Genomic DNA, 24,523 nt, shown 5'->3' with positions numbered 1-24,523 from the left:
GCAAGTCGATGCAACCTTATCTGCAGCATGCCGTCGCCGTCCGGTTGGCGTTCCACGGCGGTGTTTCGTTTCGCGGCCACGCAAGTATCTCGACATTGACGGCTGTTCGGCGCGATAAGGTCGGAGACGATAAAAGCGCGCGAGGAGCCGATGAAGTCGAGCCTGCCTACACTTCTGAGCATCAATGGCGGTTATGTCGATACCGCCGGGTTCCTTGCCCTGCATGGACTGTTCACAGCGCATGTGACGGGCAATTTCGTCACGCTTGGCGCTTCCCTGGCGCTTGGAACCTCGGGTGCGCTGGCCAAGCTTCTGGCGCTGCCGACCTTCTGTGCCATCGTCATCCTCGCACGTCTCATTGGCGGCGAGCTCTCGCGGCGCAATCTGCCGACGCTGCGGATCATCCTGACGCTGAAATTCCTGCTACTCGCGTTTGCGGCGATCCTCGCTTTGCGCTTTGGCCCGTTCGGCGATGGAGATGGCTGGCAGCCGCTTCTGATAGGCATGACGCTTGTCGCCGCCATGGCCATTCAGACGACGGCGCACCGCATTCACCTCGGCTCGACGCCGCCGACGACGATGATGACGGGCACGACGACGCAGATCATGATCGACATCGCCGATCTGCTGCGAGGCGCCAAGGCGGAGGAAAAAGCGGCAATGAAAGCGCGGCTGGGCCGCATGGGGACTGCGGTCGGGCGGTTTTGCCTTCGGTTGTGCGCTGGCGGCGGCGCTATTCTTGTTTGTCGGCATGGCCTGTTTCCTGCTGCCGCCGGTTCTGGCGCTTGCGGGAATTCTCATGCATACCGGCAAGGTGGAGGTGAAGCCGGCTTAGCTTTCGGCCTGGGCTTGCTCTTGATACTACCAATCTTGCTCCTTTCTTGCGCCTTGCAAGTCGGCTACAGCTCTCTAAGTGTAACCGTCGGATCGAACTGGTCCGTCGCGCTTTAGGCGGCAAATCCTTGTGAGTTAAGAAGGGATGGTCATGGCAGGAGAAACGGTGCTTGTGGTCGGCGGAGCCGGATATATCGGTTCGCACACATGTCTGGATCTGGCGAACAAGGGGTTCAAGCCCGTCGTCTACGACAATTTCTCCAACGGTCATCGTGAATTCGTCAAATGGGGTCCCGCCGAGGAAGGCGATATCCGCGATCGCGCCCGTCTCGACGAGGTGCTGGCCAAGCACAAGCCCGCCGCCATCCTGCATTTCGCCGCGCTGATCGAGGTCGGCGAGTCGGTCAAGGATCCCGTTTCTTTCTATGAAAACAACGTCATTGGCACGCTGACCCTGCTTTCGGCAGCCCAAGCGGCCGGTGTGAAGGCTTTTGTCTTTTCCTCGACTTGCGCGACCTACGGCCTGCCGCAGAGCGTGCCGCTGGATGAAAGCCACCAGCAGGTGCCGATCAATCCCTACGGCCGCACAAAATATATCGTCGAGCAGGCGCTCGCCGATTACGACCAGTACAAGGGGCTGCGCTCCGTCATCCTGCGCTATTTCAACGCCGCCGGCGCCGATTTCGAGGGGCGCATCGGCGAGTGGCATACGCCGGAAACCCATGCGATCCCGCTCGCCATCGACGCCGCCCTTGGCCGTCGCCAGGGCTTCAAGGTCTTCGGCAGCGATTATGATACGCGCGACGGTACCTGCGTGCGCGACTATATCCATGTGCTCGATCTTGCCGATGCCCATGTCCGTGCCGTGGAATACCTGCTTAATGGTGGCGATTCCGTCGCGCTCAATCTCGGCACGGGCACGGGAACGACGGTGAAGGAGCTGCTGGGCACGATCGAAACCGTGTCGAACCGTCCGTTCCCGGTTGAATATGTCGGCCGTCGCGAGGGCGATTCGACGACGCTGGTCGCCAACAACGACAAGGCCCGCGATATTCTCGGCTGGTCGCCGCAATATGATCTGACCGAGATCATCCAATCGGCCTGGAACTGGCATGCCAAGTCCAACCAGCACTGAACGGCGCTCTGTCGCCGGTGTTGGGAGTAAACGCCCGAACGTCCTGCTGATCTCAGCCGATCAATGGCGGGGAGATTGTCTCTCCGCCGTCGGGCATGAATGTGTAAAGACGCCGAATGTCGATGCGCTGGCGAAGGAAGGCGTGCTGTTCCGGCGGCATTATGCCGGAACGGCGCCCTGTTCGCCGGCGCGGGCGACGCTCTATACCGGCCTCTATCAGATGAACCATCGCGTTTGCCGCAATGGTTCGCCATTGGACGCACGTTTCGACAATATCGCGCTTGCCGCACGCCGGGCCGGCTATGATCCGACGCTGTTCGGCTATACCGACGCCGCACAGGATCCGCGTGACCGCGATCCCCATGATCCGCATCTGACGACCTATGAGGGCGTGTTGCCGGGCTTTACGGCGCGGCAGCTTCTGCCTGAACATGAGAAACAATGGCTCTCCTGGCTGCGGTCGCGCGGCCATGCCAATGCCATCAGCCGCAATATTCATATTCCGGTCGGCGCCGAGCCCGGCGAAATTTCCAACAATGCGCCCGCCTATTCCAAGGACGAGACGCAGACAGCCTTTCTGGCGGGCGAGTTCATCCGCTGGCTCGGCGAACAGGATCAGCCCTGGTTCGCGCATGTTTCGTTCCTCCGGCCGCATCCGCCTTTCTCGGTGCCGGAGCCTTATAACCGCATGTTTTCGGCGGCTGACGGCCCGGCTTTCGCGCGCGCCGCCGATCGCGAAGCGGAAATGACAGCGCATCCGCTGCTCGCTTTCGGCCTGCCGCTGATCGGCAAGGGCGGCTTCATCTATGGCGGCAAGGGCTCCATCGATGAGTGGACGCCGGAGGATTTTGCGGCGATCCGCGCCATCTATTACGGCATGATCGCCGAGGTTGACGCGCAGCTTGGCCGGATCTGGCAGGCATTGAAGGACGCCGGCGCCTGGGACGACACCGTCATCGTCTTTACCTCCGACCATGCCGAGATGATGGGCGACCACTGGATGCTCGGCAAGGGCGGCTTTTTCGACGGCAGCTATCATGTGCCGCTCGTTATTCGTGATCCCTACCAGCCCGCCATGTATGGCCGGCAGGTAGAGCATTTCACCAGTGCCGCGGATATTTTCCCAAGCCTGTGCGAACGGCTCGGCATCGCGCCGGCAAACCATGTCGATGGCGAAAGCCTGCTGCCGTTCCTCGCAGGATCCCAACCAATTCACTGGCGCGATGCCGCCTTCTGGGAGTTCGATTTTCGCGATATCGCCGAGGGTGTCCCGGAGCGGCATTTCGGCTTACGATCGAATGCCTGCAATCTGGCCGTCGTGCGCGATGAGCGTTTCAAATATGTCCATTGCGCCGGGCTTCCGCCGCTGCTCTTCGATCTGGCGAAGGATCCGACGGAGCTTTCCAATGTCGCCAATGACAGCGCCTACGCGGCGATCAGGCTTGCCTACGCCGAAAAGCTGCTTTCTCTTCGGGCGGAGCATCTGGACCAGACGCTCGCCTATACGGAGCTGACGGAAAAAGGGCCGGTGTCGCGCCGGCCCTGAATAATTTTAGCCGAGTGCACCGAGGTAGTTCATCTTACCCACCGCCAGGCCGCGGCTGCGCAGAATGTCGTGCGCCGTCGTCACGTGGAAGAAGAAGTTCGGCAGCGCGAATTTCGCCAGATAATCTTCACCTTTGAAAACGATCTTGTTGCCTCCCGGCGCGATCGTTACTTCCCGCGTGTCACTGCCTTCCATCGTGGCCGGGGTGATCGTCGCCAGGAAATCCTGCGTTTTCTTCAGACGTTCGCGCAGGTCTGCGACCGTCGTCTCGTTATCTTCGAAACGCGGCGCATCGATGCCGGCGAGACGGGAAATGGTAAGCTTCGCAGTATCGGAAGCGCGCTGATATTGGCCGGAAAGCGGCAGCATGTCGTCGATCAAGCGCGCGGAAACGAGCTCCTCCGCCTCAATGCCTTTTTCCGCCGCATGGGCTTCGATCTTGTCGAGATAGGCCGAAAGGTTTTGCAGGCCGCGTTGAAAGATCGGGACCGAGAAACTGTACATCGAGGGCATGCGTGTTCTCCATTGCGGGGCCGCGGCGCGGCTGGTTGGTTTGCCGACATTCTATTCCGTTCCCATGTCGATGGAATAACCATTCCATGGTGTCGGCGCCTGTATGTAGGGTTTGGCCGCCGTTTCTTACAGCAGCAGAGACGAGAAACTCGTCGTGGCCTGCGCCCCTCTCGGGGGCGAGAATTTGCTGTTGACCTTTGTCTTGAAAAATGGAATGAATATTCCGGATAAAGAATTTTACGGTTTGTTTGTTCCGTTTTCGATATGGCTGCCATGGGAGTGACAGCCGATTGAATAAAGGCCCCGCGGTCGAAACCGGGGGCTCCGGCATTCAGGAGGGGTGTGGCCGGGCACCGTATCTGGGAGGAAAACATGAAGAAATTTATCCTTGGCTCTGCGATGGCACTTCTGCTGTCGACCGCTGCCCACGCCCAAACCATCGGCGTTTCGATGGCCCTGTTCGACGACAACTTCCTGACGGTTCTGCGCAATGGCATGCAGGATTACGCCAAGGACAAGGGCGTGACGCTGCAGGTCGAAGACGCCCAGAACGACATCGCCAAGCAGCAGAGCCAGATCCAGAACTTCATCGCCAGTAAGGTCGATGCCATCATCGTGAATCCGGTCGATACCGACGCGACGGCCGCGATTTCCAAGCTTGCCGCCGATGCCAAGATCCCGCTCGTCTACGTTAACCGCGAGCCGGCAAACGTCGATAGCCTTCCGGACAAGCAGGCTTTCGTCGCCTCCAACGAACAGGAATCCGGTACGCTGGAGGCCAAGGAAGTCTGCCGGTTGCTTGGCGGCAAAGGCAAGGCCGTCATTATGATGGGCGAGCTTTCCAACCAGGCTGCCCGCATGCGCACCAAGGACGTCCATGATGTCGTGGCGACCGATGAGTGCAAGGGCATCAAGATCGTCCAGGAACAGACCGCCAACTGGCAGCGCACCCAGGGTGCTGACCTGATGACCAACTGGCTCTCCAGTGGCATCGAATTCGATGCCGTCATCTCCAACAACGACGAAATGGCGATCGGCGCCATCCAGGCGCTGAAGGCGTCCGGCAAGTCGCTGGACAAGATCATCGTTGCCGGCGTCGACGCCACGCAGGATGCGCTTGCCGCGATGCAGGCCGGCGACCTGAAGGTCACCGTGTTCCAGGATGCTGCCGGCCAGGGCAAGGGTGCGGTGGACGCCGCACTCAAGCTCGCCAAGGGCGATAAGATCGAGAAAAAGGTCTACATCCCCTTCCAGCTCGTCACCCCGACCAACGTCAAGGACTTCGTCAAGAAGAACTGACGACGAGAGTGATTGACGGATGCGGGCTTGAAAGCCCGCATCCTTTGAAATCCGATCTGCCCGGGAGGGAAAAATGGTTGTGAGCCCATCCACCATGGCGGCGGTGCGCGCCAGCGGCGTTGTCCCCAATGCCGCCTATCTGCTGAGCGCCGAAGGCATCCGCAAGGAATTTCCCGGCGTGGTCGCCCTGGACGACGTTTCCTTCCGCCTGAAGCGCGGGACGGTGCATGCGCTGATGGGCGAGAATGGCGCGGGCAAGTCGACGCTGATGAAGATCCTTGCCGGCATTTATATTCCCGATCAGGGCGAGGTACGTCTCAAGGGCGTCGAAATCCGGCTGAAGTCACCGCTCGACGCGCTGGAAAACGGCATTGCCATGATCCATCAGGAACTGAACCTGATGCCCTTCATGACGGTTGCCGAGAACATCTGGATCCGGCGTGAGCCGAAGAACCGGTTCGGTCTCGTCGATCACGCGGAGATGAGCCGCAAGACCGAGGAGCTCTTCCAGCGCCTCAACATTTCCATCGATCCCGAGATCCAGGTGCGCGAGCTTTCGGTCGCGAGCCGGCAGATGGTCGAAATTGCCAAGGCGGTTTCTTATAATTCCGACGTGCTGATCATGGACGAGCCGACCTCGGCGCTCACCGAGCGTGAGGTGGCGCATCTCTTTCAGATTATCCGCGACCTGCGCGCCCAGGGCATCGGCATCGTCTATATCACCCACAAGATGAACGAGTTGTTCGAGATCGCCGACGAATTCTCGGTGTTCCGCGACGGCAAATATATCGGCACGCACGCTTCGACCGATGTGACCCGCGACGACATCATCCGCATGATGGTCGGCCGCGAGATCACGCAGATGTTCCCCAAGGAAGAGGTGCCGATCGGCGAAACCGTGCTGTCGGTCAAGGATTTGAGCCTCGACGGCGTCTTCTCCAACGTGTCCTTCGACGTCAGGGCTGGCGAAATTCTCGGCGTGGCCGGGCTTGTCGGATCGGGCCGGTCGAATGTCGCCGAAACCATCTTCGGCGTGACGCCCGCCTCGTCCGGCACGATCGAGCTTTTCGGCAAGAAGACCGAGATTTCCTCGCCGGCCGCAGCGATCCGCCACCGCATGGCCTTCCTCACGGAAGACCGCAAGGATACGGGCTGCCTTCTCATCCTCAGCGTGCTGGAGAACATGCAGGTCGCGGTGCTGCATGACCAGTTCGTGCGCGGCGGCTTCGTGCAGGAAGGCGCGATCGAAGAGGCCTGCGAGGAGATGGCTAGAAAGTTGCGCGTCAAGACGCCGAACCTTGATGAGCGCATCGAAAATCTTTCCGGCGGCAATCAGCAGAAGGCGCTGATCGGCCGGTGGATGCTCACCAATCCCCGCATTCTGATCCTGGACGAGCCGACGCGCGGCATCGATGTCGGCGCCAAGGCGGAGATCCATCGTCTCGTCACCGAAATGGCGCGCAACGGCGTCGCCGTGATCATGATCTCCTCGGAAATGCCCGAGGTGCTCGGCATGAGCGACCGCATCATGGTCATGCATGAAGGGCGGGTCACCGGCTTCCTGGATCGCGCGGATGCAACTCAAGTGAAGGTGATGGAGCTGGCCGCGCAGTGACGCCGCCAATCATCGCAAGGGAGGACTGAACCATGGTTAGCAAAGTTGCAGAGGCGGCCGCTCCGGCAGTCACACGGCCAAGACGTCGCCGCGTGCCGCCCGAACTCGGCATCTTCCTGGTGCTGATCGGCATCGCGCTTCTCTGCGAGATCCTCGGTTGGATCTTCGTCGGCCAGAGCTTCCTGATGAACCTGCAGCGCCTGAAGATCATGATCCTGCAGGTGTCGGTCATCGGCATCATCTCGGTCGGCGTGACGCAGGTCATCATCACAGGCGGCATCGATCTGTCGTCAGGCTCCGTCGTCGGGCTGACCGCCATGGTCGCTGCGAGCTTTGCCCAGTCGTCGACCTGGGCGAGGGCCGTCTATCCCGCACTGACCGATATGCCCTTCTTCGTGCCGATCGGCATCGGCCTGCTCATCGGCCTCCTTGCCGGCTTTATCAACGGGCAGCTGATCACGAAGACGAAGATTCCGCCCTTCATCGCGACGCTTGGTATGATGGTCTCAGCCCGCGGCCTGTCCAAGCTCTACACCAAGGGCCAGCCGATCTCGGGCCTCACCGATCAGTTCAATTTCATCGGTTCCGGCATCTGGCCCGTCATCGTTTTCCTGATCATCGCAATCGCCTTCCACATCGTGCTGCGCTACACACGCTACGGCAAGTTCACCTACGCGATCGGCGCCAACGTGCAGGCGGCGCGCGTGTCGGGCATCAATGTCGAGGCGCATCTGGTCAAGGTCTATGCGATCGCCGGGCTTCTGGCGGGCCTTGCCGGCATCATCACCGCCGCCCGCGTGCAGACGGCGCAGGCCGGCATGGGCGTCAATTATGAGCTGGATGCGATCGCAGCTGCTGTCATCGGCGGCACGTCGCTGACCGGCGGCGTCGGCCGCATCGCCGGTACTGTGATCGGCACCGTCATTCTCGGCGTGATGATCTCCGGCTTTACCTTCCTCAACGTCGATGCCTATTACCAGGAAATCGCCAAGGGCTTCATCATCGTCGCGGCCGTTGCCATCGACGTCTACCGCCAGAAGAAGCGGGCCAAGCGCTGAAATGCCCGACACATCATCAGCGTTGTAAAGCATGCCTTCAAGGCGGGGTGTTTGCCCCGCCTTTTTCCATTCGAATATGCAGTTCCATGCAAATGCAAATTTTTTTCATTTGGGTATGGCGAATCCTGTCAGCTTTTCTATTCTGGCCGCTTTCCATTCGCTCGCTCGAGCGCTTCGTCCGGGATAGACAATGCAAGCCGTATTCGATGGTCACAACGACGTTCTCTTGAGGCTCTGGCATCACGCGCGCGACGGCGCCGATCCGGTTGCCGAATTCAGGGATGGGACGTCGAGCGGCCATATCGATGCCCCGCGAGCGCGCGCTGGGGCTTTGGCCGGCGGCCTCTGCGCCATTTACATTCCGTCGGGCATCTCGTCTTCGCCGATCCCGATAGCAACGGCCACTATGCCACGCCTTTGGCGGCTCCGTTGGAACGTGCGCCTTCCCTGGATATCGCTCTCGAAATGGCGGCGATCGCGCTGCGGCTCGACCGCGCCGGCGCCTGGAAGCTCTGCCGCTCCACCGCCGAGATTCGCGATTGCATGGAGAAAAGAATTTTCGCGGCCGTGATGCATATGGAAGGCTGCGAAGCGATCGACGCCGATCTCGTCGCACTTGAAACCTTCTATGCGGCCGGCCTGCGTTCGCTCGGCCCTGTCTGGAGCCGCAACAACGTCTTTGCCCATGGTGTGCCCTTCGCTTATCCGAGCTCCCCGGACACGGGACCTGGCCTGACCGACGCCGGCTTTGCGCTAGTCCGCGCCTGCAACCAGCTCGGTATCCTGGTCGATCTCGCGCACATCACCGAGAAAGGCTTCTGGGATGTGGCGAAGACCTCGGATCAGCCGCTGGTCGCGAGCCACTCCAATGCGCATGCGCTGACGCCTGTCGCGCGCAACCTCACCGACAAGCAGCTCGATGCTATCAAGGAGAGCCGCGGAATCGTCGGCCTCAACTATGCGACGGCGATGTTGCGCGACGATGCGCGCTCGGATGCCGATACGCAGCTCGAGGCGATGGTGCGGCATGTCGATCATCTCGTCGGCCGCCTTGGCATCGATTGCGTCGGCCTCGGATCGGATTTCGACGGCGCCACGATTCCGGCTGAGATCGGCGATGCCGCAGGCAATCAGAAGCTGATTGAAGCCCTTCGGAACGCTGGTTATGGTGAGGCCGATCTTGTAAAGCTGTGCAGGGAGAACTGGCTTCGCGTCCTGGCGTCCGCTTGGAAGGAAGGCAGCCGTTCGAGTGCGTCCTGAATATTGCGTAGAGTTTAAAAAAGGGGAATGAAAACAATGATGATGACCAAGATGAACCGCGGTTTGCGGGCACTGTCTGCCGGCGTGGCTCTCTCGCTTCTGCTGATGGCGGCGCCGAACGCTTATGCTGCGACGCCCAAGGACACGCTGGTCGAGGGCTTTGCCTTCGATGATATTCTGAGCATGGATCCGGCCGAAGCCTATGAACTGTCGGCTGCGGAAATCACCGGCAACACCTATAGCCTGCTGGTCCGTCTCGACATCAACGACACGTCCAAGATCAAGGGTGACCTCGCCGAGAGCTGGTCGGTTTCCGACGATCATCTGACCTATACGTTCAAGCTGAAGCCCGGCCTGAAGTTTGCGTCCGGCAATCCGATCACGGCTGAAGACGTTGCATGGTCCTTCGAGCGTGTCGTCAAGCTCAACAAGAGCCCGGCCTTCATTCTCACGCAGTTCGGCATCACGGGCGACAACGTGACGGAAAAGGCCAAGGCAACCGATGCGAACACCTTCACCTTTACCGTCGACAAGCCTTATGCGCCGAGCTTCGTGCTGAACTGCCTGACGGCAACCGTTGCCGAAGTGGTCGACAAGAAGCTGGTCCTGCAGCATGTAAAGCCGGCAACGCCGACTGCCGATTACAAATATGACAACGACTTCGGCAACAGCTGGCTGAAGACCGGCTTTGCCGGTTCCGGTCCGTTCAAGCTGCGTGAATGGCGCGCCAACGAGGCCGTCGTGTTGGAGCGCAATGACAATTACTACGGCGAAAAGGCGAAGCTGAACCGCGTCATCTATCGTTTCATGAAGGAAAGCTCGGCACAGCGCCTGGCGCTTGAAAACGGCGATATCGATATCGCGCGTAACCTGTCTCCGACCGACCTTCAGGCTGTCGAGAAGAACGCGCAGCTCGCTTCGACCAGCGCGCCGAAGGGCACCATCTATTATATGAGCCTCAACCAGAAGAACGCCAATCTGGCCAAGCCGGAAGTGCAGCAGGCGTTCAAGTATCTGGTCGATTACGATGCCATCGGCAAGACGCTGATCAAGGGCATCGGCGAAATCCACCAGACCTTCGAGCCGAAGGGCATGCTCGGCTCGCTAGATGAAAACCCGTTCAAGCTCGACGTCGCCAAGGCCAAGGAATTGCTGGCCAAGGCAGGCCTGCCCAACGGCTTCTCGATCACCATGGACGTGCGCAGCATCGAGCCGGACACGGGCATCGCGACTGCGATCCAGCAGACGCTCGGCCAGGCTGGCATCAAGGTGGAGATCATCCCGGGTGACGGCAAGCAGAAGCTGACGAAGTATCGTGCCCGCAACCACGATATCTACTTCGGCAATTGGGGCCCGGATTATTGGGACCCCCATTCCAACGCCGATACTTTCACCACCAACGACGACAATTCCGATACCAGCAGCAACAAGACGCTGGTCTGGCGCAACACCTGGACCACTCCCGAACTGGAAAAGCTCGCCAAGGCTGCGCTCTTCGAAGGCGATGCGACCAAGCGTGGCGCCATGTATCAGGACATCCAGAAGAAATTCCTGGAAGCAAGCCCTTTCATCATCCTCTATCAGCAGACGGAAGTCGCCGGCTATCGCAAGGACGTGAAGGACTTCAAGCTTGGTCCGAGCTTCGACAACAACTTCGTCTGGCCGATCTCCAAGTGATGATCCGGCAGGACTAGGTCTTTGAGCACTGTCGAACGGAAAATGCAGGTGCGGCCCAAGAAGGGCCGTGCCGCTCCCTTTTTCATGGGGCTACTACGATTCCTCGTCGTGGCCGTCACCACCTATCTCGGTCTGCTGGCCGTCACCTTCTTCATCGGACGCGTCATACCGATCGATCCGGCGCTGGCGATCGCCGGCGATCACGCGCCGCAGCAGATATTGGAGCGCCTGCGGCGCGAGATGCATCTCGACCAGCCGCTTTATCTGCAGTTCTATTATTACCTCGTGAGCGCGCTCAGCGGCGATTTTGGTACGTCGGTTCTGACAACCAATCCGGTCATGGATGACATCAGGCGCGTCTTTCCGGCGACGATGGAGCTTGCAACGGTCGGCACGATCATCGGGGCCTTGTTTGGGGTTCCCTTCGGCGTACTTGCCGCGGTGCGCCGCAACAGCTTCATCGACCAGATCGTCCGCGTGATCGGCCTCGTTGGCTATTCCGTGCCAGTCTTCTGGCTGGCTATGGTTTCGCTCGTCATCTTCTATGCGAAGCTGAACTGGGTGGCCTATCCCGGCCGCATCGACATCGCCTATGAATATAGTTTCACGCCGATTACGGGCTTTTTCCTGCTCGACAGCGCTCTGCAGGGGCAATGGGATGTCTTCTGGGACGTGTTCCGCCACATCATCCTGCCGGCGTCTCTGCTCGGCTATTTCTCGCTTGCCTATATCAGCCGCATGACCCGCAGCTTCATGCTGAACGAACTGGGCCAGGAATATATCGTGGCCGCGCGCGCCAAGGGTCTTTCCGAAACGCGGGTAATCTGGGGGCATGCCCTGCGCAGCGCCGCTGTGCCGCTGATCACGGTAATCGCGCTCTCCTATGCCGGGTTGCTCGAGGGATCCGTGCTGACGGAGATCGTCTTCTCCTGGCCGGGCATCGGCTTCTACATCACCAGCTCGCTGCGTAATGCCGACATGAATGCCGTTCTCGGCGGCACGATCATCGTCGGCACGGTGTTCATCGGCATCAATCTGATTTCCGATCTTCTGTATCGGACGCTCGACCCAAGGACCCGACGCAAATGACTGTCGAGACCACCCAACCCAGCTTGAGGGACTGGCTGCTCTCCGATCGGCCGCAGTCGCGCCGGCAGGCGAGGCTAGGGCGCGCCTACGTCACCTGGCGGCAGTTTTCCGCCAATCGTCTGGCCGTGATCGGGCTCCTCATCATTATCGCCCTCGTGCTGGTGGCAGCACTTGCCGATGTCATCGCACCGCATTCGCCTGTTATCGGCGACCTGACCAATGCCTATCTGAAGCCCCCCGGCACGCCGGGCTATCTTCTCGGCACCGACGATCTCGGGCGCGATATCCTTTCGCGCCTCATCTACGGGTCGCGCTGGACGCTTTATATCGTTGTTCTGGTCGCGATCATCTCGGCGCCGATCGGGCTGATCATCGGCATGGTGTCGGGCTATCTCGGCGGCTGGGTGGATGTGATCCTGATGCGCATCACCGATATCTTCCTTGCCTTTCCGAAGCTGGTGCTGGCGCTTGCCTTCGCCGGCGCGCTCGGCGCGGGCATCGAGAATGCGGTCATTGCGATCGCCATCACCTCATGGCCACCCTATGCGCGCCTGGCGCGGGCCGAGACGATGACGGTGCGGCGTTCGGACTATATCGCCGCCGTGCAGCTTATGGGTGCCTCGCCGCTGCGTATCATCTTTCGCCATGTCATGCCGCTTTGCATCTCCTCGGTGATCGTCCGCGTTACGCTCGACATGGCCGGCGTCATCCTAACGGCCGCCGGTCTCGGTTTCCTCGGGCTCGGCGCGCAGCCGCCGCTGCCCGAATGGGGCGTGATGATCGCAAGCGGCTTCAAATACTATCTCGATCAATGGTGGGTGGCGGCCATGCCGGGCATTGCGATCCTCATCGTCAGCCTCGGCTTCAATCTGCTCGGCGATGGCCTGCGCGATGCGCTCGATCCTAAGGAGAGCGGCCAATGACGACACTTTTGACCGTGGAGAACCTCAAGGTTCGCTATCCGACCCGTACCGGCGTCATCGATGCGGTGCGCGGCGTGTCCTTCACGCTCGGCCGCGAGCGTCTTGGTATCGTTGGCGAGAGCGGCTCCGGTAAATCGCAGACCGGCCGCGCGATCATGGGGCTGACGCCGCCGCATGGCCTCGTCACCGCGGACAAGCTGAATTTCAGCGGCATCGACCTCCTGTCGATTTCGGCCAAGGAGCGCCGGTCGTTGCGCGGCAAGCGCATCGCCATGGTGCTGCAGGATCCGAAATATTCGCTCGATCCCGTCATGACCATCGGCCGGCAGATCACTGAGACCCTGCGTACGCATGAGAAGGTGAGCAAGGCCGAGGCGCGGGACCGCGCCATGGCCATGCTGGAAGCCGTGCAGATCCGCGATCCCGGCCGTGTCTACGGCCTACATCCGCACGAGGTCTCGGGCGGCATGGGCCAGCGCGTCATGATCGCCATGATGCTCATCGCCGGACCGGAGCTTTTGATTGCCGACGAGCCGACCTCGGCGCTCGATGTCACGGTGCAGCTCGATGTCCTCAAGATCATGGACAAGCTCGTCTCCGAGCGTGGCATGGGGCTGATTTTCGTCTCGCACGACCTGCGGCTGGTGTCGTCCTTCTGCGACCGGGTGATCGTCATGTATGCAGGCAAGGTCGTGGAAGAACTTAAGGCTTCCGAATTGAACAATGCCCAGCATCCCTATACGCGCGGCCTGCTGAACTGCATGCCCGTCATCGGCGAAAACCGGCATCCGCTACCGGTGCTCGACCGCAAGCCGGAGTGGGCGGCATGACGACAGCACTCGTAGTTGATGGCCTCAGTGTCGTCTATGACGGTTATTATGCGCTCGATGCCGTCGGCGTCGAGGTCAACAAGGGCGAATCCTTCGGCCTGGTCGGCGAGTCCGGTTCCGGAAAGTCGACGTTGCTGCGCGCCGTTGCCGGTCTTGCGCCCGTCACGGACGGCAAGATCCAGGTTGGCGGCGAGCAGCTGAAGGGCGCCAGGCGCAGCAAGGCCTTCTATCGCCAAGTGCAGATGGTGTTCCAGGATCCCTATGGCTCCCTGCATCCGCGCCAGACGATCGACCGGCTGCTGCTGGAGCCTCTGTCGATCCATGGGATCGGCGATGCCGAAACCCGGATCGCGAGAGCGTTGGATGAGGTGGGCCTCGGAACAGGTTTTCGCTTCCGCTATCCGCACCAGCTCTCCGGCGGGCAGCGCCAGCGCGTCGCCATTGCCCGCGCACTGATCGTCGAACCGTCGATCCTGCTGCTCGACGAGCCGACCTCGGCGCTCGATGCTTCGGTGCAGGCCGAAGTTCTGAACCTGCTCGAACAGGTGCGTAAAGACCGCCATCTGACTTTCGTGATGGTGAGCCACGATCTCGGCGTCGTCACCCACATGTGCGAGCGACTGGCCGTCATGCGCAACGGCGCTGTCGTCGAGAGATTGACCGCCAAGGAGCTTTCGGCGGGTGACGTGAAGGAAGATTACACGCGCAATCTGATGGTCGCCAGCAAAGGGTTTGTCCGCGGCTAAGCGGGCGGCACCTTGCGCCTTCGCCGCATTAACGAATGGGGCGGTTAAACACGACCAATCGTATAGACTATTGACACCTGCCGCAATTCTGTCATGATCTCGTTAATGGCAGTTAACTTTCGTGATCCCGATGACGGGTCAGACGTTAAGTGGAGGCAGGCATGTTTTTCATGGGTGGCATGACCATGGGCTATCTTCATCCGCCGGTGCCGGCGAAGCGGGAAGGTGCACGGTCTGCCACTCTTTCTGAGGAAAACAGCCGCCGTCAGGCCGGATCTGCCGAAGAGCAGACGGCCGATACCAGCGCCATCGAGCGTAGCTTGATTTGGGCCCGCCGCATTCTCTGCTGATTAGGCGTTGCCGATCTTTCGGGTCCTCGACTTCAAATGGTTTAATTTTTCTCGGCTCGCGTTCTGGACGGAAATTCATCTCTACCTAATTGATAGGATATGTATGAATATCCGTCCCGGGCTTGACCTGAGAGACATATAAGAAACGAACGGAGGCGACACATGGCGAATTTGGGTATTTCGAATACGCATGTGAATCGGTTCGATGTTTCCAAGCGCGCTGCGAATAAGCGGCAAAAGATTCAAACGGCTGTTCACGTCGTCCTGTTTTCGGCTGCATTCCTCTTTGTCGCGGCCATTGTTTGCGGCATCGTCGTTTAAGGTGGTGCCTTTGGAAGCGGCAGGGAATACTGCCGCTTGTTTGGCCGATTTCTCGGCGACCCCCGGTAAATTCCATTCAGTTTTCCTGGCATCATTTTGCTGCGCAAAGAAATTTGCTCGGCCGATAGAATGTGCCGTGTGAAAACAGTAAACTTCCCCCCAAATACGCTCGCGTAAGCGCTTGGCGCGTTGCCATTCGGCGGCTCGGCATGGTCGCCATGCTATTCCGTATTGCCTCTCTTTTCGGAGTGAAGGCGAATCGCTGCGATGGCATGACAGGGAGGATGTGTCTTGGCTCTGCGGGGTTGCCATTCACAGGCAGGTATGGCGCTCAGTTCTGCGCAGCTTCGAAAAGCGATGCGCTCCGACAGGAATTTGCGAATCTTTTTATGGGGTTCAGTTTAAGTTCATCTTCTGCGGGATATGGAGGATTCAATATGCCGAACCATGCTGAATTTCCGAAACGGGATGAATCAGCCCAGGGAGAATGCCTCATGACCTTGATCGATTGTCGTTGACCTCTGCGGATCGCTGCCGGAACGATCTGGTCGCGTATCCAGTTTCACGGACACCCTTTTGGATGATGACGAATAGTCGCCGCAATCTTTAAGAACGCCCCGTGAAATCTTCGCCTGTATAAGTTTGTTCTAAGCCGTCACTTCGAATTCACCCCCTTCGCCCGCCGGGAAGCGAAGCAAAAGGGTCCAAATGCGTGAATTCTTGCGTCGGGCAGGGCAAAAACGATAAAGGCGACAATGCCACTCACTCTGTTTGGACCCAGAACCCGAATCCATGACATCTCAAAATCTCTCCACCGTTACGCCGCGCGATTCTGATGCCAAGCAGATCGATCATAATGATGCGATCCGCGCCACCTATTTCTCCAATGAGCAGATAAAGGAATGCGGCGCGGCCTTCGCCCGCAACGGCGCGAAAACCAAGCTGCCAGGCTTTGCGCCCTTTGATTTCTTCGCCCGGCACAAGGAAAACGAGAAAGAGATCCTGCGCGTCTATCGCTCGGCCAATGCCGATGTCGATGCGGGGGAATCGATCACGCCGGCGGCCGAATGGCTGCTCGACAACCACTACGTCATCGAAGAGGCCATTCAGGAAGTCCGACGCGATTTTCCGAAGAAGTTTTATGACCAGCTGCAGACGCTGACCATCGACGGCATGGTTATGCCGCGCACCATGGCGCTTGCCTGGCTCTACGTCGCCCACACGCATAGCACCGTATCCAATCAGGGCCTGCTGGCGCTCGTCGAAGGTTTCCAGTCGGTGGAGATGCTGAAAATCGGCGAGCTTTGGGCTGTTCCCTCGCTGGTGCGCTATATCCTCGTCGAAAACCTGCGTCGCATTTCGAGCCGCGTCGAGCAGAGCCGTATCACCCGCAAGAAAGCGAATGCCGCCGTCGACGAGCTGATCCGTCTGAACGACGACGCCAAGGTCGCCGAGTTCCTGAAGACGCTTGAGCCCTATACCTCGGACAACACCTTCGCCACACAGTTCCTCTACCGTCTGCGCGACGGCTCGCATACGTCCGGCCTCGCCGTCACCTGGCTTGAGAAGCGGCTTGCCGAGGCGGGCACCGACGCCGAAAGCGTCATGATGGCCGAGCATAATCGCCTGTCATCCGGCAATGTGACGATGGGCAACATCATCAAGAGCCTGCGTCTCATCGACGATACCGATTGGTCCGTCTGGGTCGAAGAGGTCAGCGCCGTCGACAAGCTGCTCTGGGACGAGACCGACTACGCCAAGCTCGATCCCGGCTCGCGCAACAGCTATCGCCGCCGTATCGAAAAGCTCGCGCGCCGTTGCGACAAGACCGAAATGGAAATTGCCCAGATCGCCATGGCGATGACCGAAGCCGCCAAGGCATCGAGCGAAGGGCAATCGCGCGAGCCGAATATCGGCGACTTCATCATGGGCCAGCAGACGCAGAAGCTGGAGAAGGCGATCGGGTATCGTGTGCCCCTTTCGGTGAGCTTCGTGCGTCAGTGGCGCAAGCTCAACTGGCTGTCGATCGCAGCCCCGGTGTTGTTCCTGACCGTCGTGGCCCTCGGTATCGTCGGTTATTTCATGCTGCATGCCGGCATGGGCTGGGCAGAGACCATCCTCTTGCTCCTGATGTTCTCGCTGCCGGCATCGGAAGGCGCCACCGGCCTCTTCAATTTCTTCGTCACCATGTATCTGACGCCGGCGCGGCTGGTCGGTTACGAATTCAAGGAAGGCATTCCGCAAGAGGCCCGTACGCTGGTCGTCGTGCCGACGCTGATCGGCAACCGCGACAGTGTCGATGAGCTCGTGCGCAATCTCGAGGTCCATTATCTCGCCAATCCGCGCGGCGAAGTCTATTACGCGCTGCTCAGCGACTGGCCTGACAGCCAGGAGGAAGAGAGCGAGCGCGATCTGGAAATCCTCGATTATGCCCGCCGCGAAGTCGCCAATCTGGCGGCGCGCTATGACGAGGACGGCATTCAGCGCTTCTACCTGCTGCATCGCCGCCGCCTCTACAATCCGTCCGAAGGCGCCTGGATGGGCTGGGAGCGCAAGCGCGGCAAGCTGCACGAGCTGAACATGCTGCTGCGCGGCGACCGCGATACCACCTTCCTACCCGGCGCCAATATCGTGCCGAAGGACGTGCAGTATGTCATGACGCTCGATTCCGATACGCGCCTGGTGCGCGATACGGTGACGAAGCTCGTCGGAAAGCTGCATCATCCGATCAACCGCCCGGTTTTCGATCCCGAGAGCAAACGCGTCGTGCGCGGCTACGGCGTGCTGCAGCCGCGCGTCACCCCGTCTTTGACCACGGGTAAGGATGCGTCGGTCTTCCAGCGCGTCTTCTCGGTCAACCGCGGTCTCGACCCTTACGTCTTCGCCGTTTCCGACGTCTATCAGGATCTGGTCGAAGAAGGCACCTTCACCGGCAAGGGCCTCTATCATGTCGATGCCTTCGAAGCGTCGCTAAAAGGCAAGATCGACGAAAACGCCGTCCTCAGCCACGATCTGCTCGAAGGCTCGATGGCGCGCTGCGCCCTCGTCACCGACTGCGAGCTGGTCGAAGATTTTCCGATCCGCTACGAAGTCGAGGTCTCGCGCCAGCATCGCTGGGCGCGTGGTGACTGGCAGCTGCTTCCCTATCTCTTCAACCCCAAGCGCGGCGTCACCGGCCTCGGCCGCTGGAAGATGATGGACAATCTGCGTCGCTCGCTGACGCCGATCGCCTGGTTCTTCGCCTCCGTGCTCGGATGGTATTTCATGGAGCCGCTGGCGGCGCTCCTCTGGCAGATCCTGCTGATCTTCTGCCTGTTCGTCGCCCCGACGCTGTCGCTCATCAACGGCATCATTCCGCGCACCAGCGATATCGTCGCCCGTGCCCATCTCTATACGGTCTGGTCGGATATCCGCGCCGCCAATGCCCAGGTCGCGCTGCGCATCGTCTTCATCGCCGATGGCGCCTGCGTCATGGCCGATGCCATCGGCCGTTCGCTTTACCGCGCCTTCGTCAGCCGCAAGCTGATGCTGCAATGGCGGACCGCGGCGAGCGCCCAAGCCGCGGCACAGACGACGATCCTCGGCCACTACCGCGTCATGTGGCATGCGCCAGTGCTTGCGCTGCTGGCACTTGCCTTCGCGTCGCTTTCCGGCAACAACGCCTTCTTCGTCGGCATTCCCTTTGCACTGCTCTGGGTCCTGTCGCCGGCGATCGCCTGGTATGTCAGCCAGTCGGCCGAGACCGAAGATCGGCTGGAAGTGCCGGAAAGCGTTTCGTTCGAACTGCGCAAGATCGCGCGGCGCACCTGGCGCTATTTCGAAACTTTCGTCGTCGAACAGCAAAACCATCTGCCGCCTGATAACGTGCAGCAGACCCCGAATGCGGTTGTGGCATCACGCACGTCGCCGACCAATATCGGTGTCTACCTGCTGTCGGTCATCTCGGCGCGTCATTTCGGCTGGACCTCCTTCGAGGAAACCATCGATCGCATGGAAAAGACCATGGCGACCGTGGCGAAGCTCGAAAAGTTCCGCGGGCACCTGTGCAACTGGTATCACACCGATACGCTGAAGCCGATGGGCGCTCGCTACATCTCGGCTGTCGATAGCGGCAACTTCGCCGGCCATCTGATCGCTGTCTCGTCCGCTTGCCGTATCTGGGCGGAGGCACCGTCTGCACATATGCAGGGCAATCTCGACGGTATCGGCGATGTCGCCGGCATTCTCGCCGAAACCCTTGCCGAGCTTCCGGATGACCGCAAGACGGTTCGCCCGCTGCGTCGCCGCCTGGAAGAGCGCATCGCCGGCTTCCAGAACGCGCTTGCTGCCGTCAAGCGCGAACATGAATTCGCCTCGATCCGCGTCATCAACCTGTCTGTTCTGGCGCAGGACATCCAGAAGCTTGCGGCAAACCTCGACCATGAGGTGAAGTCGACGCAGAGCGGCGAGGTGCTCACCTGGTCGCAGTCGCTGGTCAAGGTCTGCGAGGGCCATATCGCCGACAGCATCTTCGATCTCGCCAATGTGGATTCGCTGCGCCAGCGTCTGGCGAAGCTGCGCGACCAAATGCGCGAACTCGCCTTCGGCATGGAATACGCCTTCCTCTATCGTCCGGAACGGCGCCTGCTTTCCATCGGCTTCCGCGTCGAAACCAATGAGCTCGATGCCGCCTGCTACGACCTTCTGGCCTCCGAAGCACGCCTCACCAGCCTTTTCGCCATCGCCAAGGGCGATTTGCCGACGGAGCACTGGTATCGACTCGGCCGTCAGGTCGTGCCTGTCGGCTCGCGCGGCGCGCTGGTTTCGTGGTCGGGCTCGATGTTTGAATATCTGATGCCGCCGCTCGTCATGCAGGAGCGCCAGGGCGGTATCCTCAACCAGACGAATAATCTGGTCGTGCAGGAGCAGATGAACTACGCCAAGCGACTTGGCTCCGATATCCCCTGGGGTATTTCAGAAGCGGCCTTCAACGCCCGCGACCACTATATGCACTACCAGTACACCAATTTCGGCGTGCCTTCGCTCGGCCTCAAGCGCGGCCTCGGCCAGAACGCCGTCATCGCGCCTTATGCCTCGATCCTCGCCAGCCAGTATCGCCCGGCTGCGGCGCTCGAAAACCTGCAGAAATTGCGTAAGGTGGGCGCGCTCGGCATCTACGGCTTCCATGATGCCGTCGATTTCACGCCGACCCGCGTTCCCGAAGGCAAGAAGTGCGCGGTGGTCTACAACTACTATGCACACCATCACGGCATGTCGATCGCCGCGATCGCCAACGTCGCCTTCAACGGACGCCTGCGCGAACTCTTCCATGCCGATCCGGTGATCGAAGCGGCCGAACTGCTGCTGCAGGAAAAGGCGCCGCGCGATATTCCGGTCATGGCCGCCAAGCACGAGAGCGACCAGCCGGCTAATATCCAGGAGGACATGCTGCGTCCGGAAATCCGCAAGATCGCCGATCCGGCGACGCAGGATCGCGAGCTCGCCTTCCTTTCCAACGGTCATTATTCGGTCATGCTGACCGCGACCGGCGCGGGCTATTCGCGCTGGAACGGCCTGACCGTCTCGCGCTGGCGGGCCGACCCGACGGAGGACCGCTGGGGTACCTTCATCTTCCTGCGCGATACCGCCTCCGGCCAATGGTGGTCGGCGACCGCGGAACCGCGCAGCATCGAAGGGGAAAAGGCCAAGGTCGCCTTCAGCGATGAAAAGGTCGAATACAGCAAGACGGTCGGCGATCTCACCAGCGACGTCGAATGCATCGTCGCCACCGAGCATGATGCCGAAGGCCGCCGTGTGACGCTGCTCAACATGGGCACGGAGGACCGCTTCATCGAAGTGACCTCCTATCTTGAGCCGGCCCTTGCGAGTGACGACGTCGATTCCGGTCACCCGGTCTTTACGCGCATGTTCGTGCGCACAGAGATCGGCAACAGCGGTGACGTGATCCGCGCAGAGCGCAACAAGCGCGACTATAACGAGCCTGACATGTCGGTCGCCCATCTGGTCGTCGACAATGCCGGATCGGAACGTCCGACCGAATTCGAAACCGACCGCCGCAAATTCCTCGGCCGCGGCCGCACGCTTGCGGAAGCTGCAGCCTTCGATCCGGGTGCGACGCTCTCCGGCACGGACGGCTTCACCATGGATGCCTGCCTGTCGCTGCGTCGCGTCGTGCGCGTTCCCGCCGGCAAGAAGGTCAGCATCATCTTCTGGACCATTGCCGCGCCGAACCGCGAAGAGGTCGATAAGGCGGTCGAGCGCTACCGCAATCCCGACACCTTCGGCATCGAGCTGACGCAGGCGTGGACCCGCACGCAGATGCAGATGCGCCATGTCGGCGTTACCTCGCAGCAGGCGGCCGCCTTCCAGAAGCTCGCCCGCTATCTGGTCTATCCGGACATGCACCTGCGCGCCGACGGCGCCACCGTGCAGGCCGGCCTGCATTCGCAATCCGCGCTCTGGCCGGTGACGATCTCAGGCGATTTCCCGATCTTCACCCTGCGCATCAACGACGATATCGACCTCGAAATCGCCCGGGAAGCGCTGATGGCGGCGGAATATCTGCGTTCACGCGGCATCAGCGCCGATTTGGTGATCGTCAACGAAGGCGCTGTCGAGCAGGCCCAGGACATGCAGCGCGAGCTGGATAAGCTCGTCGAGCACGTCCGTCACAACCAGGGCGACGGTCTCAGGCAGAATATCTTCTCGGTTCGCAAGGACCAGATCGAAAACGAGACCTACCAGGAGATCCTTGCCGCATCGCGGGTGATCTTCCATGCCCGCAACGGCAAGCTCGTCGATCAGATCGCGCGCGCGGCGACGCTGTTTGCCTCGACCCAGTCCGATGAAACGACGCCGGTCAATCGTCTCTCCGTACCGCTCGCGCTGCAAGATTCCGTTTTTGCGGCCGAGCCTATCGAGGCGCAGGACGATCTCGATTTCTGGAACGGTTACGGCGGCTTCTCCAAGGACGGTCGCGAATATGTCGTGCGTCTGCCGGGCGGTCAGTCGACGCCGCATCCGTGGATCAACGTCATCTCGAACGAGCGCTTCGGCTTCCACGTTCCCGCCGAAGGCGGTGGCTTCACCTGGAGCCACAATTCGCGTGACTATCAGCTGACGCCCTGGACCAACGACATGGTCATCAACCGTCCGGGCGAGGCGCTCTACGTCGCCGACCTCGACAGCAACAAGGTCATGACGCCCTATGCCGGCTTGTCGCGCAATGCGAAGGTCCGCTTCGAGGCCCGTCACGGTCTCGGCTATTCCGTCTTCTCGAGCGAAGACAATGGCGTGGCGCTGGAGCTGACGCAGACCGTCGATCGCGAGCGTCCGGTCAAGCTCTTCCGTCTGCGGCTCAGCAACAAGGGCGCCGGCAGCCGGCGGCTGCGGATCTACAATTATGCGGAATGGGTGCTCGGCACCAATCAGAACAAGACCAGACCCTTCATCCTGTCGACGCTGGATGAGGAGACGGGCGCGCTGTTTGCCAACAACCCCTACAGTATCGACTACTTCAAGCGGACCGCCTTCATGGCGGCGAGCGAGACGCATTCGAGCTTCTCGGCAAGCCGTCGCGAGTTCATCGGCCGCCATGGCACGATCCAGATGCCGGAAGCCGTCGTGACGGCTGCCGCGCTTTCCAACTCGACCGATCTCGACGGCGATCCCTGCGGCGCTCTGGCCTTCGACGTGACGATTGCCGCCGGCGAGCAGAAGGAAATCTGCTTCTATATGGGCGATACGGCCACGGTCGAAGAGGCCCGCGCGCTGGTCTCGGAAATCCGCAAGGCCGATTTCGAGGCCGTGCTTTCGGCAGGTCGGGAGTTCTGGGACGGCTTCACCGGCCATGTGAAGATCTCGACGCCGGACAAGGCGATGAACAACATGATCAATGCCTGGCTGCCCTATCAGAGCCTTGGCTGCCGTATCATGTCGCGTACCGCCTTCTACCAGTCGTCGGGTGCCTTCGGCTTCCGCGACCAGTTGCAGGATACGCTGGCATTCCTGGTGCATAAGCCGGAGCTTGCCCGCAACCAGATCCTCAATGCGGCCCAGCGTCAGTTCCGCGAAGGCGACGTGCAGCATTGGTGGCTGCCGGGCAGCGGCGCCGGCGTGCGTACCCATATCTCGGACGACGTCGTCTGGCTTGCCTATGCCATCGACCAGTACTGCACGGTAACGGGCGACAAGTCGCTCCTCGATGAGGAACTTGCCTTCGTCGAGGGTGCGGCGCTGATGCCCGGCACGCATGACGTCTTCTACCAGCCGACCGTGTCGCAGGACAAAGTCAGCGTCTACGAACATGCGGCTCTGGCTCTCGATCTCGCGATCAAGCGCAAGGGCGGCAGTGGCTTGCCGCTGATCCTCGGCGGCGACTGGAACGACGGCATGAATCGCGTCGGTATACAGGGCCGCGGCGAAAGTGTCTGGCTCGGCTGGTTCCTTGCCGGCATGCTAACCGCATTCCTGCCCTATGCCGAAGCACGCGGCGACAAGGAGCGCGTCAAGCGCTGGTCCGACCATCTGCCGGAACTGCGCAAGGCACTGGAATCGGCCGGCTGGGACGGCGGCCACTACCGCCGCGGCTATTTCGACGATGGCAGCCCGCTCGGCTCCAGTGAGAATTTCGAGTGCCAGATCGATTCGATCGCGCAGTCCTGGAACATTCTCTCCGGCGAAGGCGATAGGGCGCGCGGCGAGAAGGCGATGAATGCCGTGCTCGAGAAGCTGGTGGACGATGAAAACCGTATCATCCGGCTGTTCACGCCGCCCTTCGCGAAGTCGGCGCGCGATCCGGGCTACATCAAGTCCTATCCGCCCGGTGTGCGCGAAAATGGCGGCCAGTACACTCACGCGGCCACCTGGGTGGTCATGGCGCTGGCAGAAATGAATCGCGGCGACGATGCCTGGCATTGCTTCGACATGCTGAACCCGATCAACCATGCACGCGATCGTGATCAGGCCGATACCTATCGTGTAGAGCCCTATGTGGTCGCTGCTGATATTTACGGCGAAGGACAGTTGACGGGCCGTGGCGGCTGGACCTGGTATACGGGATCCGCCGGCTGGCTCTATCGCGTCGCTGTCGAAGGCATTCTCGGCATCCGGGTGAAAAACGGACGACTTTTCGTCAAGCCGGCATTGCCTTCGAACTGGGATGGCTTTGCGGCAGATATCCAACTGCCGAGCGGAAATTACCGTATTTCCGTCTCAAAAGCGCCCGATGCGACGGGATACTCGGTCACTATCAATGACAGGGCGGTCGCCCATCCCGAAGAGGGCTTTCCGATCGGACAGTAGCGTTTCTGCACTGCTTCGCTTCGA

At 60.6% G+C, this 24,523-nt stretch carries 14 protein-coding genes and 2 pseudogenes; 14 read left to right on the top strand and 2 right to left on the bottom strand.

What is annotated here, in order from left to right:
• Positions 1 to 150: 150 nt before the first annotated feature.
• The 3 genes and pseudogenes from ACK83U_RS16000 (at position 151) to ACK83U_RS15990 (ending at position 3,515) form a co-directional block, all read left to right on the top strand.
• Positions 151 to 835, top strand: a pseudogene (locus ACK83U_RS16000) (YoaK family protein).
• 150 nt (positions 836 to 985) lie between these two features.
• A complete protein-coding gene (galE, locus tag ACK83U_RS15995; protein WP_112607052.1) occupies positions 986 to 1,969 on the top strand; it encodes a UDP-glucose 4-epimerase GalE in 984 nt (327 codons plus the stop codon).
• The gene (locus ACK83U_RS15990) at positions 1,947 to 3,515 is read left to right on the top strand and encodes an alkaline phosphatase family protein (RefSeq protein WP_112606822.1); all 1,569 of its coding nucleotides are present in this window, start codon (positions 1,947 to 1,949) and stop codon (positions 3,513 to 3,515) included. The genes galE and ACK83U_RS15990 overlap by 23 nt, the downstream gene beginning before the upstream one ends.
• A 6-nt stretch (positions 3,516 to 3,521) precedes the next feature.
• Here ACK83U_RS15990 and ACK83U_RS15985 read toward each other — a convergent pair whose 3' ends face one another.
• On the bottom strand, positions 3,522 to 4,028 hold the full coding sequence (locus tag ACK83U_RS15985; RefSeq protein WP_112606820.1) for a DUF1993 domain-containing protein: 507 nt from the start codon (positions 4,026 to 4,028) through the stop codon (positions 3,522 to 3,524).
• 372 nt (positions 4,029 to 4,400) lie between these two features.
• Between ACK83U_RS15985 and ACK83U_RS15980 the strand changes: the two genes are divergently transcribed.
• The 3 genes from ACK83U_RS15980 (at position 4,401) to ACK83U_RS15970 (ending at position 8,000) form a co-directional block, all read left to right on the top strand.
• A complete protein-coding gene (locus ACK83U_RS15980) occupies positions 4,401 to 5,327 on the top strand; it encodes a sugar ABC transporter substrate-binding protein (RefSeq protein WP_112336142.1) in 927 nt (308 codons plus the stop codon).
• Between the two features lie 73 nt (positions 5,328 to 5,400).
• Positions 5,401 to 6,942: a sugar ABC transporter ATP-binding protein gene (locus ACK83U_RS15975; RefSeq protein ID WP_112606818.1), complete on the top strand. Its 1,542-nt coding sequence runs from the start codon at positions 5,401 to 5,403 to the stop codon at positions 6,940 to 6,942.
• Positions 6,943 to 6,974: 32 nt separating this feature from the next.
• Positions 6,975 to 8,000 (top strand): ABC transporter permease, encoded by a 1,026-nt coding sequence (locus tag ACK83U_RS15970; protein ID WP_112606816.1) that lies wholly within the window; start codon positions 6,975 to 6,977, stop codon positions 7,998 to 8,000.
• A 37-nt stretch (positions 8,001 to 8,037) separates the two neighbouring features.
• Here the strand turns inward: ACK83U_RS15970 and ACK83U_RS15965 are convergent, their stop codons facing one another.
• Positions 8,038 to 8,301 carry a hypothetical protein gene (locus ACK83U_RS15965; RefSeq protein WP_412474882.1) on the bottom strand — a complete coding sequence of 88 codons (264 nt, stop codon included), beginning with the start codon at positions 8,299 to 8,301 and terminating at the stop codon, positions 8,038 to 8,040.
• On the opposite strand from ACK83U_RS15965, the pseudogene ACK83U_RS15960 reads away from it, so the two are divergent.
• From ACK83U_RS15960 to ACK83U_RS15925, 8 genes and pseudogenes are all read left to right on the top strand, one after another.
• A pseudogene (locus ACK83U_RS15960) lies at positions 8,191 to 9,260 on the top strand (dipeptidase). The gene ACK83U_RS15965 and the pseudogene ACK83U_RS15960 sit on opposite strands and share 111 nt — an antisense overlap.
• 36 nt (positions 9,261 to 9,296) lie before the next feature.
• Positions 9,297 to 10,937, top strand: a complete 1,641-nt coding sequence (locus ACK83U_RS15955) for an ABC transporter substrate-binding protein (protein ID WP_112606812.1) — start codon at positions 9,297 to 9,299, stop codon at positions 10,935 to 10,937.
• Between the two features lie 42 nt (positions 10,938 to 10,979).
• Positions 10,980 to 12,026 carry an ABC transporter permease gene (locus ACK83U_RS15950; RefSeq protein ID WP_405048007.1) on the top strand — a complete coding sequence of 349 codons (1,047 nt, stop codon included), beginning with the start codon at positions 10,980 to 10,982 and terminating at the stop codon, positions 12,024 to 12,026.
• Positions 12,023 to 12,949, top strand: coding sequence for an ABC transporter permease (locus tag ACK83U_RS15945; RefSeq protein ID WP_041677726.1), 927 nt, complete (start codon positions 12,023 to 12,025; stop codon positions 12,947 to 12,949). Before ACK83U_RS15950 ends, ACK83U_RS15945 begins: the two co-directional genes overlap by 4 nt.
• Complete coding sequence (locus ACK83U_RS15940; RefSeq protein ID WP_112606808.1) at positions 12,946 to 13,779, top strand: ABC transporter ATP-binding protein; 834 nt, start codon at positions 12,946 to 12,948, stop codon at positions 13,777 to 13,779. Before ACK83U_RS15945 ends, ACK83U_RS15940 begins: the two co-directional genes overlap by 4 nt.
• Entirely contained in the window at positions 13,776 to 14,525 is a 750-nt protein-coding gene (locus ACK83U_RS15935) for an ABC transporter ATP-binding protein (protein ID WP_112336150.1), read from the top strand. Before ACK83U_RS15940 ends, ACK83U_RS15935 begins: the two co-directional genes overlap by 4 nt.
• A 161-nt stretch (positions 14,526 to 14,686) precedes the next feature.
• On the top strand, positions 14,687 to 14,875 hold the full coding sequence (locus tag ACK83U_RS15930) for a hypothetical protein (RefSeq protein WP_112606806.1): 189 nt from the start codon (positions 14,687 to 14,689) through the stop codon (positions 14,873 to 14,875).
• A gap of 1,113 nt (positions 14,876 to 15,988) precedes the next feature.
• A complete protein-coding gene (locus ACK83U_RS15925) occupies positions 15,989 to 24,499 on the top strand; it encodes a GH36-type glycosyl hydrolase domain-containing protein (protein WP_112606804.1) in 8,511 nt (2,836 codons plus the stop codon).
• Positions 24,500 to 24,523: the final 24 nt, after the last annotated feature.

Source organism: Rhizobium sp. WW22 (assembly GCF_047041135.1).
Taxonomy (GTDB): Bacteria; Pseudomonadota; Alphaproteobacteria; order Rhizobiales; family Rhizobiaceae; genus Rhizobium.
This window is presented reverse-complemented; position numbering and strand designations above follow the sequence as displayed.